Origin of the sequence: Campylobacter sp. CFSAN093238 (genome assembly GCF_012898015.1) — a bacterium.
In the GTDB taxonomy this organism is placed as follows: domain Bacteria; phylum Campylobacterota; class Campylobacteria; order Campylobacterales; family Campylobacteraceae; genus Campylobacter_D; species Campylobacter_D jejuni.
In genome coordinates, this window is record NZ_CP040611.1 from 1,355,510 (window position 1) to 1,370,206 (window position 14,697).

The following is a 14,697-nucleotide window of genomic DNA, read 5'->3' on the forward strand; positions in this document are numbered from 1 at the left end:
AGTGTGGATATAAACAAACTCAAACTCACCCCTGATTCTAGCATAAAAGAAGCTTTAAAAATAGTCGGGCAAGAACGCGTTAGATTAGGCATTATAGTTGATAAAAAGGATAAATTTTTAGGAGTCATTAGCGATTCAAACATCAGAAAAGCTTTAATTAGTGGCAAAACTTTAAAAGATAGTATCAAAGATATTTACACTAAAAATCCCATCACCATAAAAGAAAACACAAGCAAAGAACAGCTTTTAAAAATTTCTGCTAAAACCGATATTTACGACTTTCCTGTTTTAGATGAAAAAGGGCAAATTCTTTCTATAAAATCTATCTCATCACTTTTAAAAGCCAATCCAAACTCCATTATCATCATGGCTGGAGGCTTAGGCTCTCGCTTAAAAGAGCTGACTAAAGATACTCCAAAACCTATGTTAAAAGTAGGCAAAAAACCCATTTTAGAAAGCATAATCCAAAGACTTAAAAATCAAAATTTTGAAAATTTTATCTTTTGTGTGAATTATAAAAAACAAATCATAGAAGATTATTTTCAAAAAGGGCAAAAATTTGGGGTTAAAATTTCTTATATTAAAGAGCGTAAAAAACTAGGTACAGCAGGGGCTTTAAGCCTTATAAAACAAGAATTTAAAGAAAGTTTTATCGTTATGAATGCAGACATTTTAACCGAGCTGGATTTTAATGCTCTTTTAAAAGCGCATAAAAAATCAAAAGCTTTAATGAGCGTTTGCGTGCGTGAGTTTGAGCAACAAATTCCTTATGGAGTGATCACTCAAAAACAAGGTTTTATAGAAAATATAGAAGAAAAACCTACCCAAAAATTCCTAGTAAGTGCGGGGATTTATGTACTTGAAAATGAAATTTTAAATTTAATTGCTAAAAATGAATACTTAGACATGCCCGAACTCATCAAACTTGTATTGCAAAAAGGCAAGGTAAATACCTATATCATCAACGATTATTGGATTGACATTGGAAGGCCAGATGAGTTTTTAAAAGCCAATGAGGATTTTAAATGAAAGTCTTAATCATAGGCTTTGGAAGCATAGGAAAAAAGCATTTTTTAGCCTTAAAAAATTTAAATCATGAAGTAAGTTTGCTTTCTTTAAGTGCTAAAAAAGAAGAATTTAAAAACACTCCAATTTATTGCTCTTTGAAAGAATGTGATTTAAACGAATTTGATCTTTTTATCATCGCAAATATCACTACGGAGCATTTTAACACCTTAAAAACTTTAGATGAGCTTGTAAAAGATAAAACCATACTCGTAGAAAAACCTTTATTTGAAAAAAGCCAAAATTTCACAAGCTCAAAAAATCACATTTATGTAGCATATTTACAACGTTTTAATCCTGTGATTGTCGCTTTAAAAAGGCTTTTAAAAGGTGAAAAAATTTATTTTGCTAGTTTGGTTTGTAATTCTTATTTGCCCCATTGGAGAGCTTTAGACTACAGGCAAAATTACAGCGCTAAAAAAGAGCTAGGTGGTGGGGTTTTACTCGATCTCTCTCATGAAATCGATCTAGCCTTTTTTCTTTTTAAAGACTTAGAGCTTATATACTCCCAAAATGCTAAAATTTCAGAGCTTGACATAACAAGCGATGATTTTGCCTTTTTGGCTTTAAAAAATTCACAAGAAGCTAAAATTCATATAGAACTAGACTATTTTGCTAAATTTAACAAAAGAGAAATTATCATCCATACTTTAGAAAAAAGCTTTAAAGCCGATTTGATAAACAATAAAATCGAAATTTATCACAAAAATCAAAGTCAAAAAATCTTAAATTTTGAAAATGATACGATAAAAACCCTTCAAAATTTACATCATGCAGTCTTTGAAAAAGACAAAGAACTTTGCGATCTTAAGCAGGCTTTAAAAGTGCTTGAACTTTGTGATGAAGTAAGGAAAAAAAATGGCTGAAATTTTATGTACTATTTGTGCTAGGGGTGGTAGCAAAGGCGTTAAAAACAAAAATATTAGAAAGATTAACAAACTTGAAATGATAGCTTATAGCATCATACAAGCTCAAAATTCAAAGCTTTTTAAACACATAGTCATAAGTACTGATAGTGATGAAATCGCAAGTGTAGCCCAAAAATATGGCGCTGAAGTTTTTTTCAAAAGAGAAGCTCATCTTGCCAATGATCGGACTGCAAAACTTCCTGTCATGCGTGATGCCTTGCTAAGAAGTGAAGAGCATTTTAAAACGTGTTTTGAAACTCTCATAGACTTAGATGCTTCAGCCCCGCTTCGCTCAAGCCTTGATATAAAAAAAGCTTATGAAAGTTTTGTTGAAAATGATAATTCCAATCTCATCACCGCAGTTCCTGCTAGACGCAATCCTTATTTTAACCTCGTAGAAATACAAAATAACAAGGTAGTAAAATCCAAAGAAGGAAATTTTACCACTCGCCAAAGTGCCCCAAAATGCTATGATATGAACGCTAGTATTTATATCTTTAAAAGGGATTATCTTTTAGAAAATGATAGTGTTTTTGGCAAAAACACAGGGCTTTTTGTAATGGATGAAAGCACAGCTTTTGATATTGATAGCGAGCTTGATTTTAAAATCGTAGAGTTTTTAATCTCTTTAAAAAATTTATCGCCAAAGGATTTTTAATGCTTGAAAATAAAATCATCTTTGTAGCAGGAGCTTGTGGGCGTATAGGTAAAGCGCTTTGTCAAAAAATACTTCTTAGCAAAGGTATCCCTATACTCGCAGATATCAACAAAGAATGCTTAAATAAATTGCAAGAAAATTTAGAAACAAATTTTAAAACAAAACTTTTAAGCTTAGAACTTGATATCACTAAACAAGAAAGCTTACAAACCGCCCTTCAAAAAAGTCAAGAAAGATACGGCAAAATCGATGCTTTTGTTAACTCAAGCTATCCTTTTGGCAAAGATTGGGGTAAAACGCCTTATTATGAACTCAAATACGAACAAATTTGTGAAAGTTTAAATTTACATTTAGCAGGCTTTATGCTAGCCGCTCAAGAATTTGTGAAATTTTTTAAACAACAAGGCTATGGTAATATCATCAATCTTAGCTCCATCATGGGAGTTTATGCGCCAAAATTTGAAAACTATGAAGGCACTTCCATGCAAAGCTCTTTAGAATACAGTGTGATAAAAGCAGGGATTAATCACATGAGCTCTTGGCTAGCTAAAGAGCTTTTTAATCAAAACATACGCGTTAATACCCTAGCAAGTGGAGGAATTTTGGATAATCAAAATGAACTTTTTTTAAAAGCTTATAGAAAATGTTGTGCAAGCAAGGGTATGTTAGATGCTGATGATGTGTGCGGAACCTTGGTATTTTTGCTTAGTGATGAGAGTAGATTTATCACAGGGCAAACCTTAGTAGTAGATGATGGATGGGGCTTATGATGACCTTCACCCCTACTCAAAAAGAACTTTTTAATAAAAACATTGAGGCTTTAAGTAATATTCTTTTAAAAGAAAGTTTAAAACAAATCCAGTCTAGTAAATTTGAACTTATCTTAGGTAAAGATAATCTAGATATCAATCTAAAAGATACAAGTGATAATACTTTTCTTTATGAAAATGTTATTGATGAATTAAACACTATGTTAAACACCTATAATGACAAATACCTACTTTATCCTGTATTGTATTTTTATGGTTTTGGAAATGGAATTTTATTTAAAGCTTTATTGCAAAATAAAAATCATCAACATATTGTGGTTTTTGAAAAAGATATAGAAATCATTTGGATAATGTTTCATGTCTTAGATTTTTCAAATGAATTACAAAATTCAAGATTGATGATTTTGCAAACAAGTTCTTTGGATATAGAATTGTTTTCTAATTTTTGCTCTAGCAAGCCTTTCTTTCAATTTTCTAGAATTTATTTTTTAGAACTGATGAGTCATTATTATGAAAGATTTCATGAGGATGTTTTGGAGTTAAATAAAAAGCTAGTGCAAGATTTTAAAGATTCCATTCTTTCTCATGGTAATGATCCTCTTGATGCTCTTCAAGGCATAGAACAATTTGTCTATAATCTTCCTCAAATGATTACTCATCCTAGTTATAAAGAATTACTTTCTAAAAGAAAAAATTTAAGTGATACAGCTATTATTGTTTCTACAGGACCAAGTTTAACTAAACAACTTCCTTTATTAAAGAAGTATGCTAATAAAGCTACGATTTTTTGTGCAGATTCTTCTTATCCTATTTTAGCTAAGCATGGTATAAAGCCTGATTATGTTTGTATGTTGGAACGCGATGAAATAGTAGCTGAATGTTTTAATAATGATTTTGGGGAATTTGATAAGGATATTGTGTTTATTGTTAAATCTGTTACACATCCTCACACTATCAAATATCTTCAAAAAAATAATAGAGCTTTTATACTTGTATCCACCTATGCAAGCTTTATACAATATTTAAAATTAGATTATTTTGGATATTTTAATATGGGATTTAGCGTAGCACATATGAATTTTTTATTAACCATTCATCTAAAATACAAAAACATCATTCTCATAGGTCAGGATTTAGCTTATGCCAAAGATGGGCAAACACATTCTCAAGGTTTCATCCATGCTAATTTACACAATGGAGACTATGAAAGGGACTTAGATAAATTTAGCACTACAGCTTATGGAGGAAATGGAAAAGTTCAAAGTTCTGAAATTTGGACACTTTTTAGACATAACTTTGAAAAAGATATAGTCAATATAAAAATGAATTATCACATCACCACCTACAACTGCACCGAAGGTGGAGCAAGGATAGAAGGAACCATAGAAAAACCTTTTCTATGGGCTTGTGAGAATTTACTTGATAAAGATTTAAATAAACCTTTTGAAAAATTAGAACCTTTAAGTTTAAATAAACAAAATGAATTTTTACTTAAGGCTTATTATAAAGTTTATCAAAGTATTAAACATTGTAGAGATTTTAGTAATAAATTTATTAAAAGCTATAATAAAATAAAAAATTCTTTTATGAGTTTACAAAATTCTCAAGAAAATGAAACCCTTATCAAAGAGATCATTAAAGATATAGATAAAATCAAAACTCAAATCGATGAGCTTTATAATACTCAAAAAGATTTGATGCAAATTTTAGGTCCCCTACTAACTCAATTTGAACTTAATCTTGCTAGAATTTATGTTTTAAATCCTAAAACCAAAGAAGATGCTTTTAATAAAAGTATTCTTTGGATAAAAGAACATTTAGAATTTATGGAATTAGTTTATGGACATATTAAAGCACAAGAAAATGCTTTGATTAAAAATATACTTCCTTTAGAAGAAAAACTTAAAGAAAGAAAATTAGATAAATGGATGGAAAGGGTGAGAAGGTGAGAGAAGAGCTTTTTTTAAAAAATACTCAAGCTTTGTTTGAGGTCGATGAGTTTTTAGCTTGTACACTGAGATCACTTAAATACTTAACTTTTGCACTTATCCAAGATGAAAATGGAATAAATTTTAAAAAAGATGATATTTTTCTTTATGAAAATCCCAATAAAGAGCTTTTAGAAAACCTTACTCTGTTTAAAACCAAATATAACAAATATCCTGTTTTGTTTTTTTATGGCTTTGGAAATGGAATGTTTTATAAAACTTTATGTAAAAACAAACAACATAAACACATTATCATTTTTGAAGACAATCTTGAAATTTTAACTTTAGCTTTTCATTTATTTGATTTTAGCGAAGAATTAAAAAAAGAACAACTAATACTTTTTTATACTCCAAATATTAATACAGCACAACTCACCACACTTTTTACTTATGAAATCATTCAAAAAAGTGTAAAAATTTTTAATCTTTTTATCCATAATGATTTTTATCAACAATTTTATAGCACTCAAATACAAAATATAAATACTCAACTGATAGAAATGATACGATTTATCGTTTTAAACAAAGGTAATGATCCACATGATTCTTTAGTTGGAATCAAACATACCCTAGATAATCTCCCTAAAATGTTAAATCATGGAATTTTTCAAGAATTTCTCAAAGAAAGAAGAGCTAAGGTTGAAAATGCTATCATTGTTTCTACAGGACCAAGTCTTATAAAACAACTTCCTTTGTTAAAAAAATATGCTAATAAAGCTACAATTTTTTGTGCGGATTCTTCTTATCCTATTTTAGCTAAACATGGTATAAAGCCTGATTATGTTTGCATGCTAGAACGTGATGATATAGTTTCTAAATGTTTTGATAATGATTTTGGCGATTTTAACAAAGGCATACTTTTCATACTTGCTTCTGTGGTTCACAAAGAAGTATTAGATTTTTTAGAAAAAGATCAAAGAGCTTATATGCTTGTACATCGCCCTTTAAATTTTGCAGCTAGTTTAAAACTTGATGAATATGGATATCTTGGAGTAGGACACAGTGTTTCCAATATGATCTATGAACTAGCAGGAGCTTTAAGATTTGAAAATATCATTTTTATAGGACAGGATTTAGCTTATGGCGAGGATGGAAGTTCACATCCTAAAGAGCATATACATGGAAGTCAAGGTGAAGAAATCAGAGGAGAAAAATATACACTAGCTTATGGAGGAAAAGGCAAAGTAAGAACACAACTTACTTGGAATTTGTTTCGTCAAGCTTTTGAAAAAGATATTTTTTGGGCAAAAGAAAAACTCAATATCACCACCTACAACTGCACCGAAGGTGGAGCAAGGATAGAAGGAACCATAGAAAAACCTTTTCTATGGGCTTGTGAGAATTTACTTGATAAAGATTTAAATAAACCTTTTGATTTTCCAAAATTTCTAGATAAAAAACTAGCCAAAGAAAAATTAGAAAAAACAAAAAAATATCTCCAAAAAAGCATTTTAGAATCCAAAGAATTTATAAAAAAAACCCAAACTCAGCTTCAAAAGCTTAGATACACTTTAGAAAAAAATGACAAGAATTTTCAAACTCTTGAAAAAATCAAAAATGATCTTTTAAATCTTTTTAAAGAATTTAAAAAACTCAAGCTTTTTAATGAACTTTGTCAAGCTATTTATTTTCATAACGAATGTGAAATTTTAAAATTTGAAGTTTTAAACACAAATAAGCAAAAAGAAAATTTAATAGACTTTTTGAAAATACAACACAATTGGTTTATCCAAGGTTTAGGATATCTTGATACTCAAAACAAAACCATAGAAAAAAGTTTAGAAAATTGGAATTTTGACGATATAGCTAAAAAATAATTAGGATTTCCAATGACCTTCACCCCTACCCAAAAAGAGCTCTTTAATAAAAACATTGAGGCTTTAAGTAATATTCTTTTAAAAGAAAGTTTAAAACAAATCCAGTCTAGTAAATTTGAACTTATCTTAGGTAAAGATAATCTAGATATCAATCTAAAAGATACAAGTATAAAAAATAATGGGGGGGGGTATAATGAAAATTTACTTTATCAAGATCCCATTAAAGAATTGCAAACTATGCTAAATACTTATAATGACAAATACCTACTTTATCCTGTATTGTATTTTTATGGTTTTGGAAATGGAGTTTTATTTAAAGCTTTATTGCAAAATAAAAATCATCAACATATTGTTGTTTTTGAAAAAGATATAGAAATCATTTGGATAATGTTTCATATCTTAGATTTTTCACATGAATTACAAAGTGCAAGATTGATGATTTTAGAAAATGATAAATTACAAACTCAAGATTATACTGAACTTTGCTCTTCTAAACCTTTCTTTCAATTTTCTAGAATTTATTTTTTAGAACTGATGAGTCATTATTATGAAAGATTTCATGAAGATGTTTTGGAGTTAAATAAGAAATTAGCAGAAACTTTTAAAAATATCATTTTAAGAAATGGTAATGATCCTCTTGATGCTCTTCAAGGCATAGAACAATTTGTTTATAACTTACCTCAAATGATCACTCATCCTAGTTATAAAGAATTACTTTCTAAAAGAAAGGGTATAAGTGATACAGCTATCATTGTTTCTACAGGACCATCTCTTACTAAACAACTTCCTTTATTAAAAAAATATGCTAGCAAAGCTACAATTTTTTGTGCGGATTCTTCTTATCCTATTTTAGCTAAACATGGTATAAAACCTGATTATGTTTGTATGTTGGAAAGAACTGAATTAACAGCAGAGTTTTTTAATCATGATTTTGGAGAATTTGATAAGGATATTGTGTTTATTTGTGCTGGTGTTGTTCATCCAAAGGCGATTGAGTATTTAAAGGGTAGAAATTTAGTCATAACTCAAAAAGTTCTTGCTTTTCCATATTATATAAATCTTAAAGATTTTTCTTATGCTGCCGTAGGATTTAGCGTTGCACATACATTATCTTATCTAGCAACTTATCTAAGTCATAAAAACATCATTTTTATAGGACAGGATTTAGCTTATGCTGAAAATGGCAATTCTCATCCTGATGATTATCAAAATTCAGCTAGCTATGAAAGTCAAATGTATGAGCATATTTTAACCAAAGCTTATGGCGAGAAAGAAGAAGTTAAAACTCATAGTATATGGCTTTTATTTAAAAATTGGTTTGAAAATGAAATGATTCCAAATACTAGAAAAATGGGTATCACCACCTATAACTGTACCGAAGGTGGAGCAAGGATAGAAGGAACCATAGAAAAACCTTTTTTATGGGCTTGTGAGAATTTACTTGATAAAGATTTAAATAAACCTTTTGAAAAATTAGAACCTTTAAGTTTAAATAAACAAAATGAGTTTTTACTTAAGGCTTATTATAAAGTTTATCAAAGTATTAAACATTGTAGAGATTTTAGTAAAATACTCAGCAATGATTTTGAAAATATACAAAGTATATATTTGAGTTTAAATGAAAAAGAAGAGGATATCAATTTAGCTATTGAAAAAATAGATGAATTTAAAAATAAACTTGAAGATATAAAACAAATGCAAGATTTATATGAAATTTTACAACCTCTGCGTACTCAATTTGAACTTAATCTTGCTAGAATTTATGTTTTAAATCCTAAAACCAAAGAAGATGCTTTTAATAAAAGTATTCTTTGGATAAAAGAACATTTAGAATTTATGGAATTAGTTTATGGACATATTAAAGCACAAGAAAATGCTTTGATTAAAAATATACTTCCTTTAGAAGAAAAACTTAAAGAAAGAAAATTAGATAAATGGATGGAAAGGGTGAGAAGGTGAGAGAAGAAAATAATTTTAACAAAAATTTAAAAGCTTTAAGCGGTTTTGAGTATAACAACTTACGCAAAAAACTTGAGGATCTAAAAGAGCTTAGAGAATTTACTTTCACTCAAGGAAAAGATAATCTTGATATCAATATCATAAAAAAAAGAAATTTAAAAAAAATGTATCAAGATCCCATCAAAGAGCTTGAAAAAAATTTAGAATATTTTAAAGATTTTACACGCTATCCTGTGCTTTTTTTTTATGGTTTTGGAAATGGAATTTTATATAAAATTCTACTTCAAAATCAAGCACTTAAAAGAATAATCATCTTTGAAAAAGAATTAGAGCTTATCTTTTTGGCCTTAAATTTCATAGATTTTAGCAAAGATTTAAGCTTAGGGCGACTCATTATTTTACATCATGATGATATTAATCTTCCTAAAATGGATAAAGTTTTTCGTTTGATAGGGGATTTGTTTTATCGTTCTTACAATCTACACATTGCTAATGATTTTTATGAATACTATAAAGAAGATATTTTAAAACTTAATAAACTCAACATGCAAATCATCAAAAATCACAATCTTATGCGTGGTAATGATCCTAAAGATGCCATGCAAGGTATAGAACAATTTGTTTATAATCTTCCTCAAATGATTACTCATCCTAGTTATAAAGAATTACTTTCTAAAAGAAAGGGTATAAGTGATACAGCTATCATTGTTTCTACAGGACCATCTCTTACTAAACAACTTCCTTTGTTAAAAAAATATGCTAATAAAGCTACAATTTTTTGTGCGGATTCTTCTTATCCTATTTTAGCTAAGCATGGTATAAAACCTGATTATGTTTGTATGTTGGAACGCGATGAAATAGTAGCTGAATGTTTTAATAATGATTTTAAAGATTTTGATAAAGACATCATTTTTCTAGTAGCTTCTTTGGTGCATAAAAAAACCATTTCTTATCTTAAAAAAAATAAAAGAAAATACATTTTAATCATAAAAGGCCAGCCTTTTGCGAGATGCTTGGGGCTAGACGATTATGGATATATTAACGCAGGCATGAGTGTATCTCATATGGCTTATGAACTGGCTGAAAATTTAGGACATAACAACATCATTCTCATAGGTCAGGATTTAGCTTATGCCAAAGATGGGCAAACACATTCTCAAGGTTTCATCCATGCTAATTTACACAATGGAGACTATGAAAGGGACTTAGATAAATTTAGCACTACAGCTTATGGAGGAAATGGAAAAGTTCAAAGTTCTGAAATTTGGACACTTTTTAGACAAATTTTTGAAAATTTCATTGCTTTTAGCAAAAGTAAAACTTATAATTGCACTGAAGGAGGTGCTAGGATAGAAAGCGCTATAGAAAAACCTTTTAAAGAACTTTGCGAAAATTTACTCGAAAATAAAAAAGATAAAAAATTTAAAAAATTACAAGTTTTAAATACTAAAGAACAAGTAAAACTCGGATTAAAAATCTATCAAAAAATTAAAAAAAATATGAATTTATCCTTAAATTTTAAAAAAGAGTGTAAAAAAGTTCAAAAACAAATTCACAATCTTACCCATGGAAAAAACAAGCTCTCTCTTGAACAAATAAACCAGAATATAGACAAAATCAAAGAAAAACTTTCAAATAAAAAATATCTCTTTTTACAAGAAATTTTAGGCCCTACTTTACATCATGAACAAAGTATATTAACGCCTTTATATCTTAAAGATATCAAAGATGAATCTGATAAACAAAATAAACTTTTTGCTTGGATTTATGCACATGAATCTTTGATAGAAAATATCATAGAACTTTTAGAAGCTCAAGACAAAAGACTTAAAATCGCTATTTTACCTTTGCAAGACTTTTTAGAAAAGAAAAAAGCACTTTAAAAGCTTAGATGCATAAAAGCATCTAAGAAATTATTGAAGAAGTTTTAAAACATTTTGCTGCACTGCATTAGCCTGACTCATAGCATAAGAACCTGATTGCGCAAGGATGTTATATTTAGAAAAATTTGCACTTTCAGCTGCAAAGTCTACATCTCTTATGGTTGATTCAGCTGCTTTAACGTTTACTTGAGTAACAGTGATGTTGTTTATAGTAACTTGAAGTTGATTTTGCACTGAACCAATGTCGGCTCTGATTTGATCAAGATTTGTTATAGCCGTTTCAGCTATATCCATCACAGCCATAGCGCCTTTAAGTGTAGTTACACCTGCTGTTTCATCTTTTACACCAAGAGTATTCCCTGCTGAAGTTTTCATGGTTGCAAACTGAGAAAGATTTGATCCCGATGAAAAACCTGAACCTGCAGAAACATTATATACCGCAGAAAGTTGCGAAGCAGCTGAAATAGCTATAGTGTTTGCAAAACCTGTAGAATAATTTTTACCGCTACCTACAGAAAAACCTGAACCTGAAGAAAATCCACTTCCTGTACTACTCATATAGGCACTAACAGAAGAATAACCTCCTAAAATATTTCCTTTATTTGCGGAATTAAAGCCCATAGCATCAGCTACATTTGCATCGATTTGCCCTTTAGACTCTCTTAAAGAAACGGAAGCTTGAGAAATCATATTGCCTGTTCCAAAACCTATAGCAGAAAGATTTGTTCCACTGATTAAAATATCTTTACCATCATTTTTAACTAAAGATAAACGACCATAATTTTCCAGCATATTTGGATTGATAAAAGCACCTCTGCCTATATTACCTTCAATTTTAATCCCTCTTCCCTCTCTTGAAGTAAGTAAAAGCTTACCATTTTCATCGATAGAAGCTTCAACTCCGGTTGTATCTTTAACCGAATTGATTGCAGAAACCAAGGCTCCATTAGCATCACCATCTTTATATTCTATCTGACCGATTTTTACCCCATTGATAGCAAAATCTTCTGAAGTAGCTCCAGCCCTAACTGCTCCCATGCCTCGAGTCTCTACTGTAAAAGTAGCTCTAACACCGGTTTGATCAGCACTTTTATTGATCTCTTCTGCTAAGGCTCCAAGTCCTGTTCCAACTGAAGTTGAAATCACAACTTTTTGAAATTTAAAATCATCTATACCATTGTAATTTTTAAGGGTAAATTGCACTTCACCACCAACTGAAATCCTTGATCCTGTTTCAAAACGAGTTAAACCTATCTTAGAAGACTGGGTTGCTCCTATAGTAGCTTTTATAGTTTGATTTGAACTCGCACCGATTTGAAATTCTTGATTGATAAAATTTCCACTTAAAAGTTGCTTACCGTTAAATGAAGTAGTATTTGCGATATTGTCAAGTTCTTCCATTAAACGGTTGATATCTGCTTGAAGCATGGTTCTTGTTTTTAAACTTTGTCCATCTTGAGCCGCTTGAGTTGCCTTAGTTTTGATTGTATCTAAGATTTTAAGTTGCTCATCCATAGCCTTATCAGCAGTTTGTAAAATACCTATAGCATCATTACCATTGTTTATAGCTTGACCTAAAGTAGCTGCTTGTGAACGCAAAGAATCTGCTATAGCCATCCCTGAAGCATCATCTGCTGCGGAGTTGATTCTAAGACCTGAACTAAGTCTGCTTAAAGACTTATCCAGCTCTCTAGCATTAACAACTGAATTTGCATGTGCGTTTAATGCACCGATGTTGGTGTTTATCCTAAAACCCATTTTAAATCCTTTCAAAATATTGCATCGAAAAGATTAAAGCAAGAAGTGTTCCAAGTTTTAGTTTAATTAAAAATTTTAGAGTTTAAAATAAAAAAGCCTAGTTTAAACTAGGCTTGGATTTGTATATATTGCAGCTTTTGTAAACTACTGTAGTAATCTTAAAACATTTTGCTGAACAGAATTAGCCTGTGCCATGGCATAAGAGCCACTTTGAGCTAAGATATTTGCTTTAGAGTAGTTTGCACTCTCAGCTGCAAAGTCTACATCACGGATTTGTGATTCTGCTGCTTTAACATTTACTTGAGTAACAGTGATGTTGTTTATAGTTGATGTAACTTGATTTTGCACTGAACCAATGTCGGCTCTGATTTGATCAAGATTTGTTATAGCCGTTTCAGCTATATCCATCACAGCCATAGCGCCTTTAAGTGTAGTTACACCTGCTGTTTCATCTTTTACACCAAGAGTATTCCCTGCTGAAGTTTTCATGGTTGCAAACTGAGAAAGATTTGATCCCGATGAAAAACCTGAACCTGCAGAAACATTATATACCGCAGAAAGTTGCGAAGCAGCTGAAATAGCTATAGTGTTTGCAAAACCTGTAGAATAATTTTTACCGCTACCTACAGAAAAACCTGAACCTGAAGAAAATCCACTTCCTGTACTACTCATATAGGCACTAACAGAAGAATAACCTCCTAAAATATTTCCTTTATTTGCGGAATTAAAGCCCATAGCATCAGCTACATTTGCATCGATTTGCCCTTTAGACTCTCTTAAAGAAACGGAAGCTTGAGAAATCATATTGCCTGTTCCAAAACCTATAGCAGAAAGATTTGTTCCACTGATTAAAATATCTTTACCATCATTTTTAACTAAAGATAAACGACCATAATTTTCCAGCATATTTGGATTGATAAAAGCACCTCTGCCTATATTACCTTCAATTTTAATCCCTCTTCCCTCTCTTGAAGTAAGTAAAAGCTTACCATTTTCATCGATAGAAGCTTCAACTCCGGTTGTATCTTTAACCGAATTGATTGCAGAAACCAAGGCTCCATTAGCATCACCATCTTTGTAATCTACTTTACCGATTTTTACCCCATTGATAGCAAAATCATCTGAAGTAGCTCCAGCCCTAACTGCTCCCATGCCTCGAGTCTCTACTGTAAAAGTAGCTCTAACACCTGTTTTATCAGCATTTTTATTGATCTCATCAGCTAAAGCTCCAAGTCCTGTTCCAACTGAAGTTGAAATCACAACTTTTTGAAATTTAAAATCATCTATACCATTGTAATTTTTAAGGGTAAATTGCACTTCACCACCAACTGAAATCCTTGATCCTGTTTCAAAACGAGTTAAACCTATCTTAGAAGACTGGGTTGCTCCTATACTTGCTTTTACAGTTTGATTTGAACTCGCACCGATTTGAAATTCTTGATTGATAAAATTTCCACTTAAAAGTTGCTTACCGTTAAATGAAGTAGTATTTGCGATATTGTCAAGTTCTTCCATTAAACGGTTGATATCTGCTTGAAGCATGGTTCTTGTTTTTAAACTTTGTCCATCTTGAGCCGCTTGAGTTGCCTTAGTTTTGATTGTATCTAAGATTTTAAGTTGCTCATCCATAGCCTTATCAGCAGTTTGTAAAATACCTAAAGCATCGTTACCATTAGATATAGCTTGACCTAAAGTATTAGCTTGAGATCTTAAACTATCTGCTATCGCCATCCCTGAAGCATCATCTGCTGCGGAGTTGATTCTAAGACCTGAACTAAGTCTGCTTAAAGAAGCATCCAAACTTTTACTATTTAAATCAGCGTTTGCTTTAGCATTTAAAGCTGCAACATTGGTGTTAATACGAAATCCCATTTTAAATCCTTTTAAAAAA

At 30.5% G+C, this 14,697-nt stretch carries 10 protein-coding genes; 8 read left to right on the top strand and 2 right to left on the bottom strand.

What is annotated here, in order from left to right:
• Window positions 1-3 precede the first annotated feature (3 nt).
• From FBF21_RS07015 to FBF21_RS07050, 8 genes are read left to right on the top strand one after another with little or no spacing between them, the layout of a single operon-like run.
• Window positions 4-1,029 (top strand): nucleotidyltransferase family protein, encoded by a 1,026-nt coding sequence (locus FBF21_RS07015; RefSeq protein ID WP_002864264.1) that lies wholly within the window; start codon window positions 4-6, stop codon window positions 1,027-1,029.
• Window positions 1,026-1,931, top strand: a complete 906-nt coding sequence (ptmF, locus tag FBF21_RS07020) for an L-glutamine-D-fructose-6-phosphate isomerase subunit (RefSeq protein WP_002875136.1) — start codon at window positions 1,026-1,028, stop codon at window positions 1,929-1,931. Before FBF21_RS07015 ends, ptmF begins: the two co-directional genes overlap by 4 nt.
• Window positions 1,924-2,631 (top strand): CMP-N,N'-diacetyllegionaminic acid synthase, encoded by a 708-nt coding sequence (legF, locus tag FBF21_RS07025; RefSeq protein WP_002864263.1) that lies wholly within the window; start codon window positions 1,924-1,926, stop codon window positions 2,629-2,631. Before ptmF ends, legF begins: the two co-directional genes overlap by 8 nt.
• A complete protein-coding gene (gene ptmA / locus FBF21_RS07030) occupies window positions 2,631-3,401 on the top strand; it encodes a flagellin modification protein PtmA (protein ID WP_002875137.1) in 771 nt (256 codons plus the stop codon). Before legF ends, ptmA begins: the two co-directional genes overlap by 1 nt.
• On the top strand, window positions 3,389-5,350 hold the full coding sequence (locus FBF21_RS07035; RefSeq protein WP_165433193.1) for a motility associated factor glycosyltransferase family protein: 1,962 nt from the start codon (window positions 3,389-3,391) through the stop codon (window positions 5,348-5,350). The genes ptmA and FBF21_RS07035 overlap by 13 nt, the downstream gene beginning before the upstream one ends.
• The gene (locus FBF21_RS07040; RefSeq protein ID WP_168985460.1) at window positions 5,347-7,206 is read left to right on the top strand and encodes a motility associated factor glycosyltransferase family protein; all 1,860 of its coding nucleotides are present in this window, start codon (window positions 5,347-5,349) and stop codon (window positions 7,204-7,206) included. Before FBF21_RS07035 ends, FBF21_RS07040 begins: the two co-directional genes overlap by 4 nt.
• A 12-nt stretch (window positions 7,207-7,218) precedes the next feature.
• Entirely contained in the window at window positions 7,219-9,165 is a 1,947-nt protein-coding gene (locus tag FBF21_RS07045; protein ID WP_168985461.1) for a motility associated factor glycosyltransferase family protein, read from the top strand.
• A complete protein-coding gene (locus tag FBF21_RS07050) occupies window positions 9,162-11,048 on the top strand; it encodes a motility associated factor glycosyltransferase family protein (protein ID WP_079460883.1) in 1,887 nt (628 codons plus the stop codon). Before FBF21_RS07045 ends, FBF21_RS07050 begins: the two co-directional genes overlap by 4 nt.
• 30 nt (window positions 11,049-11,078) lie before the next feature.
• Here the strand turns inward: FBF21_RS07050 and FBF21_RS07055 are convergent, their stop codons facing one another.
• Window positions 11,079-12,806 carry a flagellin A gene (locus FBF21_RS07055; RefSeq protein ID WP_168985462.1) on the bottom strand — a complete coding sequence of 576 codons (1,728 nt, stop codon included), beginning with the start codon at window positions 12,804-12,806 and terminating at the stop codon, window positions 11,079-11,081.
• A gap of 144 nt (window positions 12,807-12,950) precedes the next feature.
• The gene (locus FBF21_RS07060) at window positions 12,951-14,678 is read right to left on the bottom strand and encodes a flagellin (protein WP_168985463.1); all 1,728 of its coding nucleotides are present in this window, start codon (window positions 14,676-14,678) and stop codon (window positions 12,951-12,953) included.
• Window positions 14,679-14,697 lie beyond the last annotated feature (19 nt).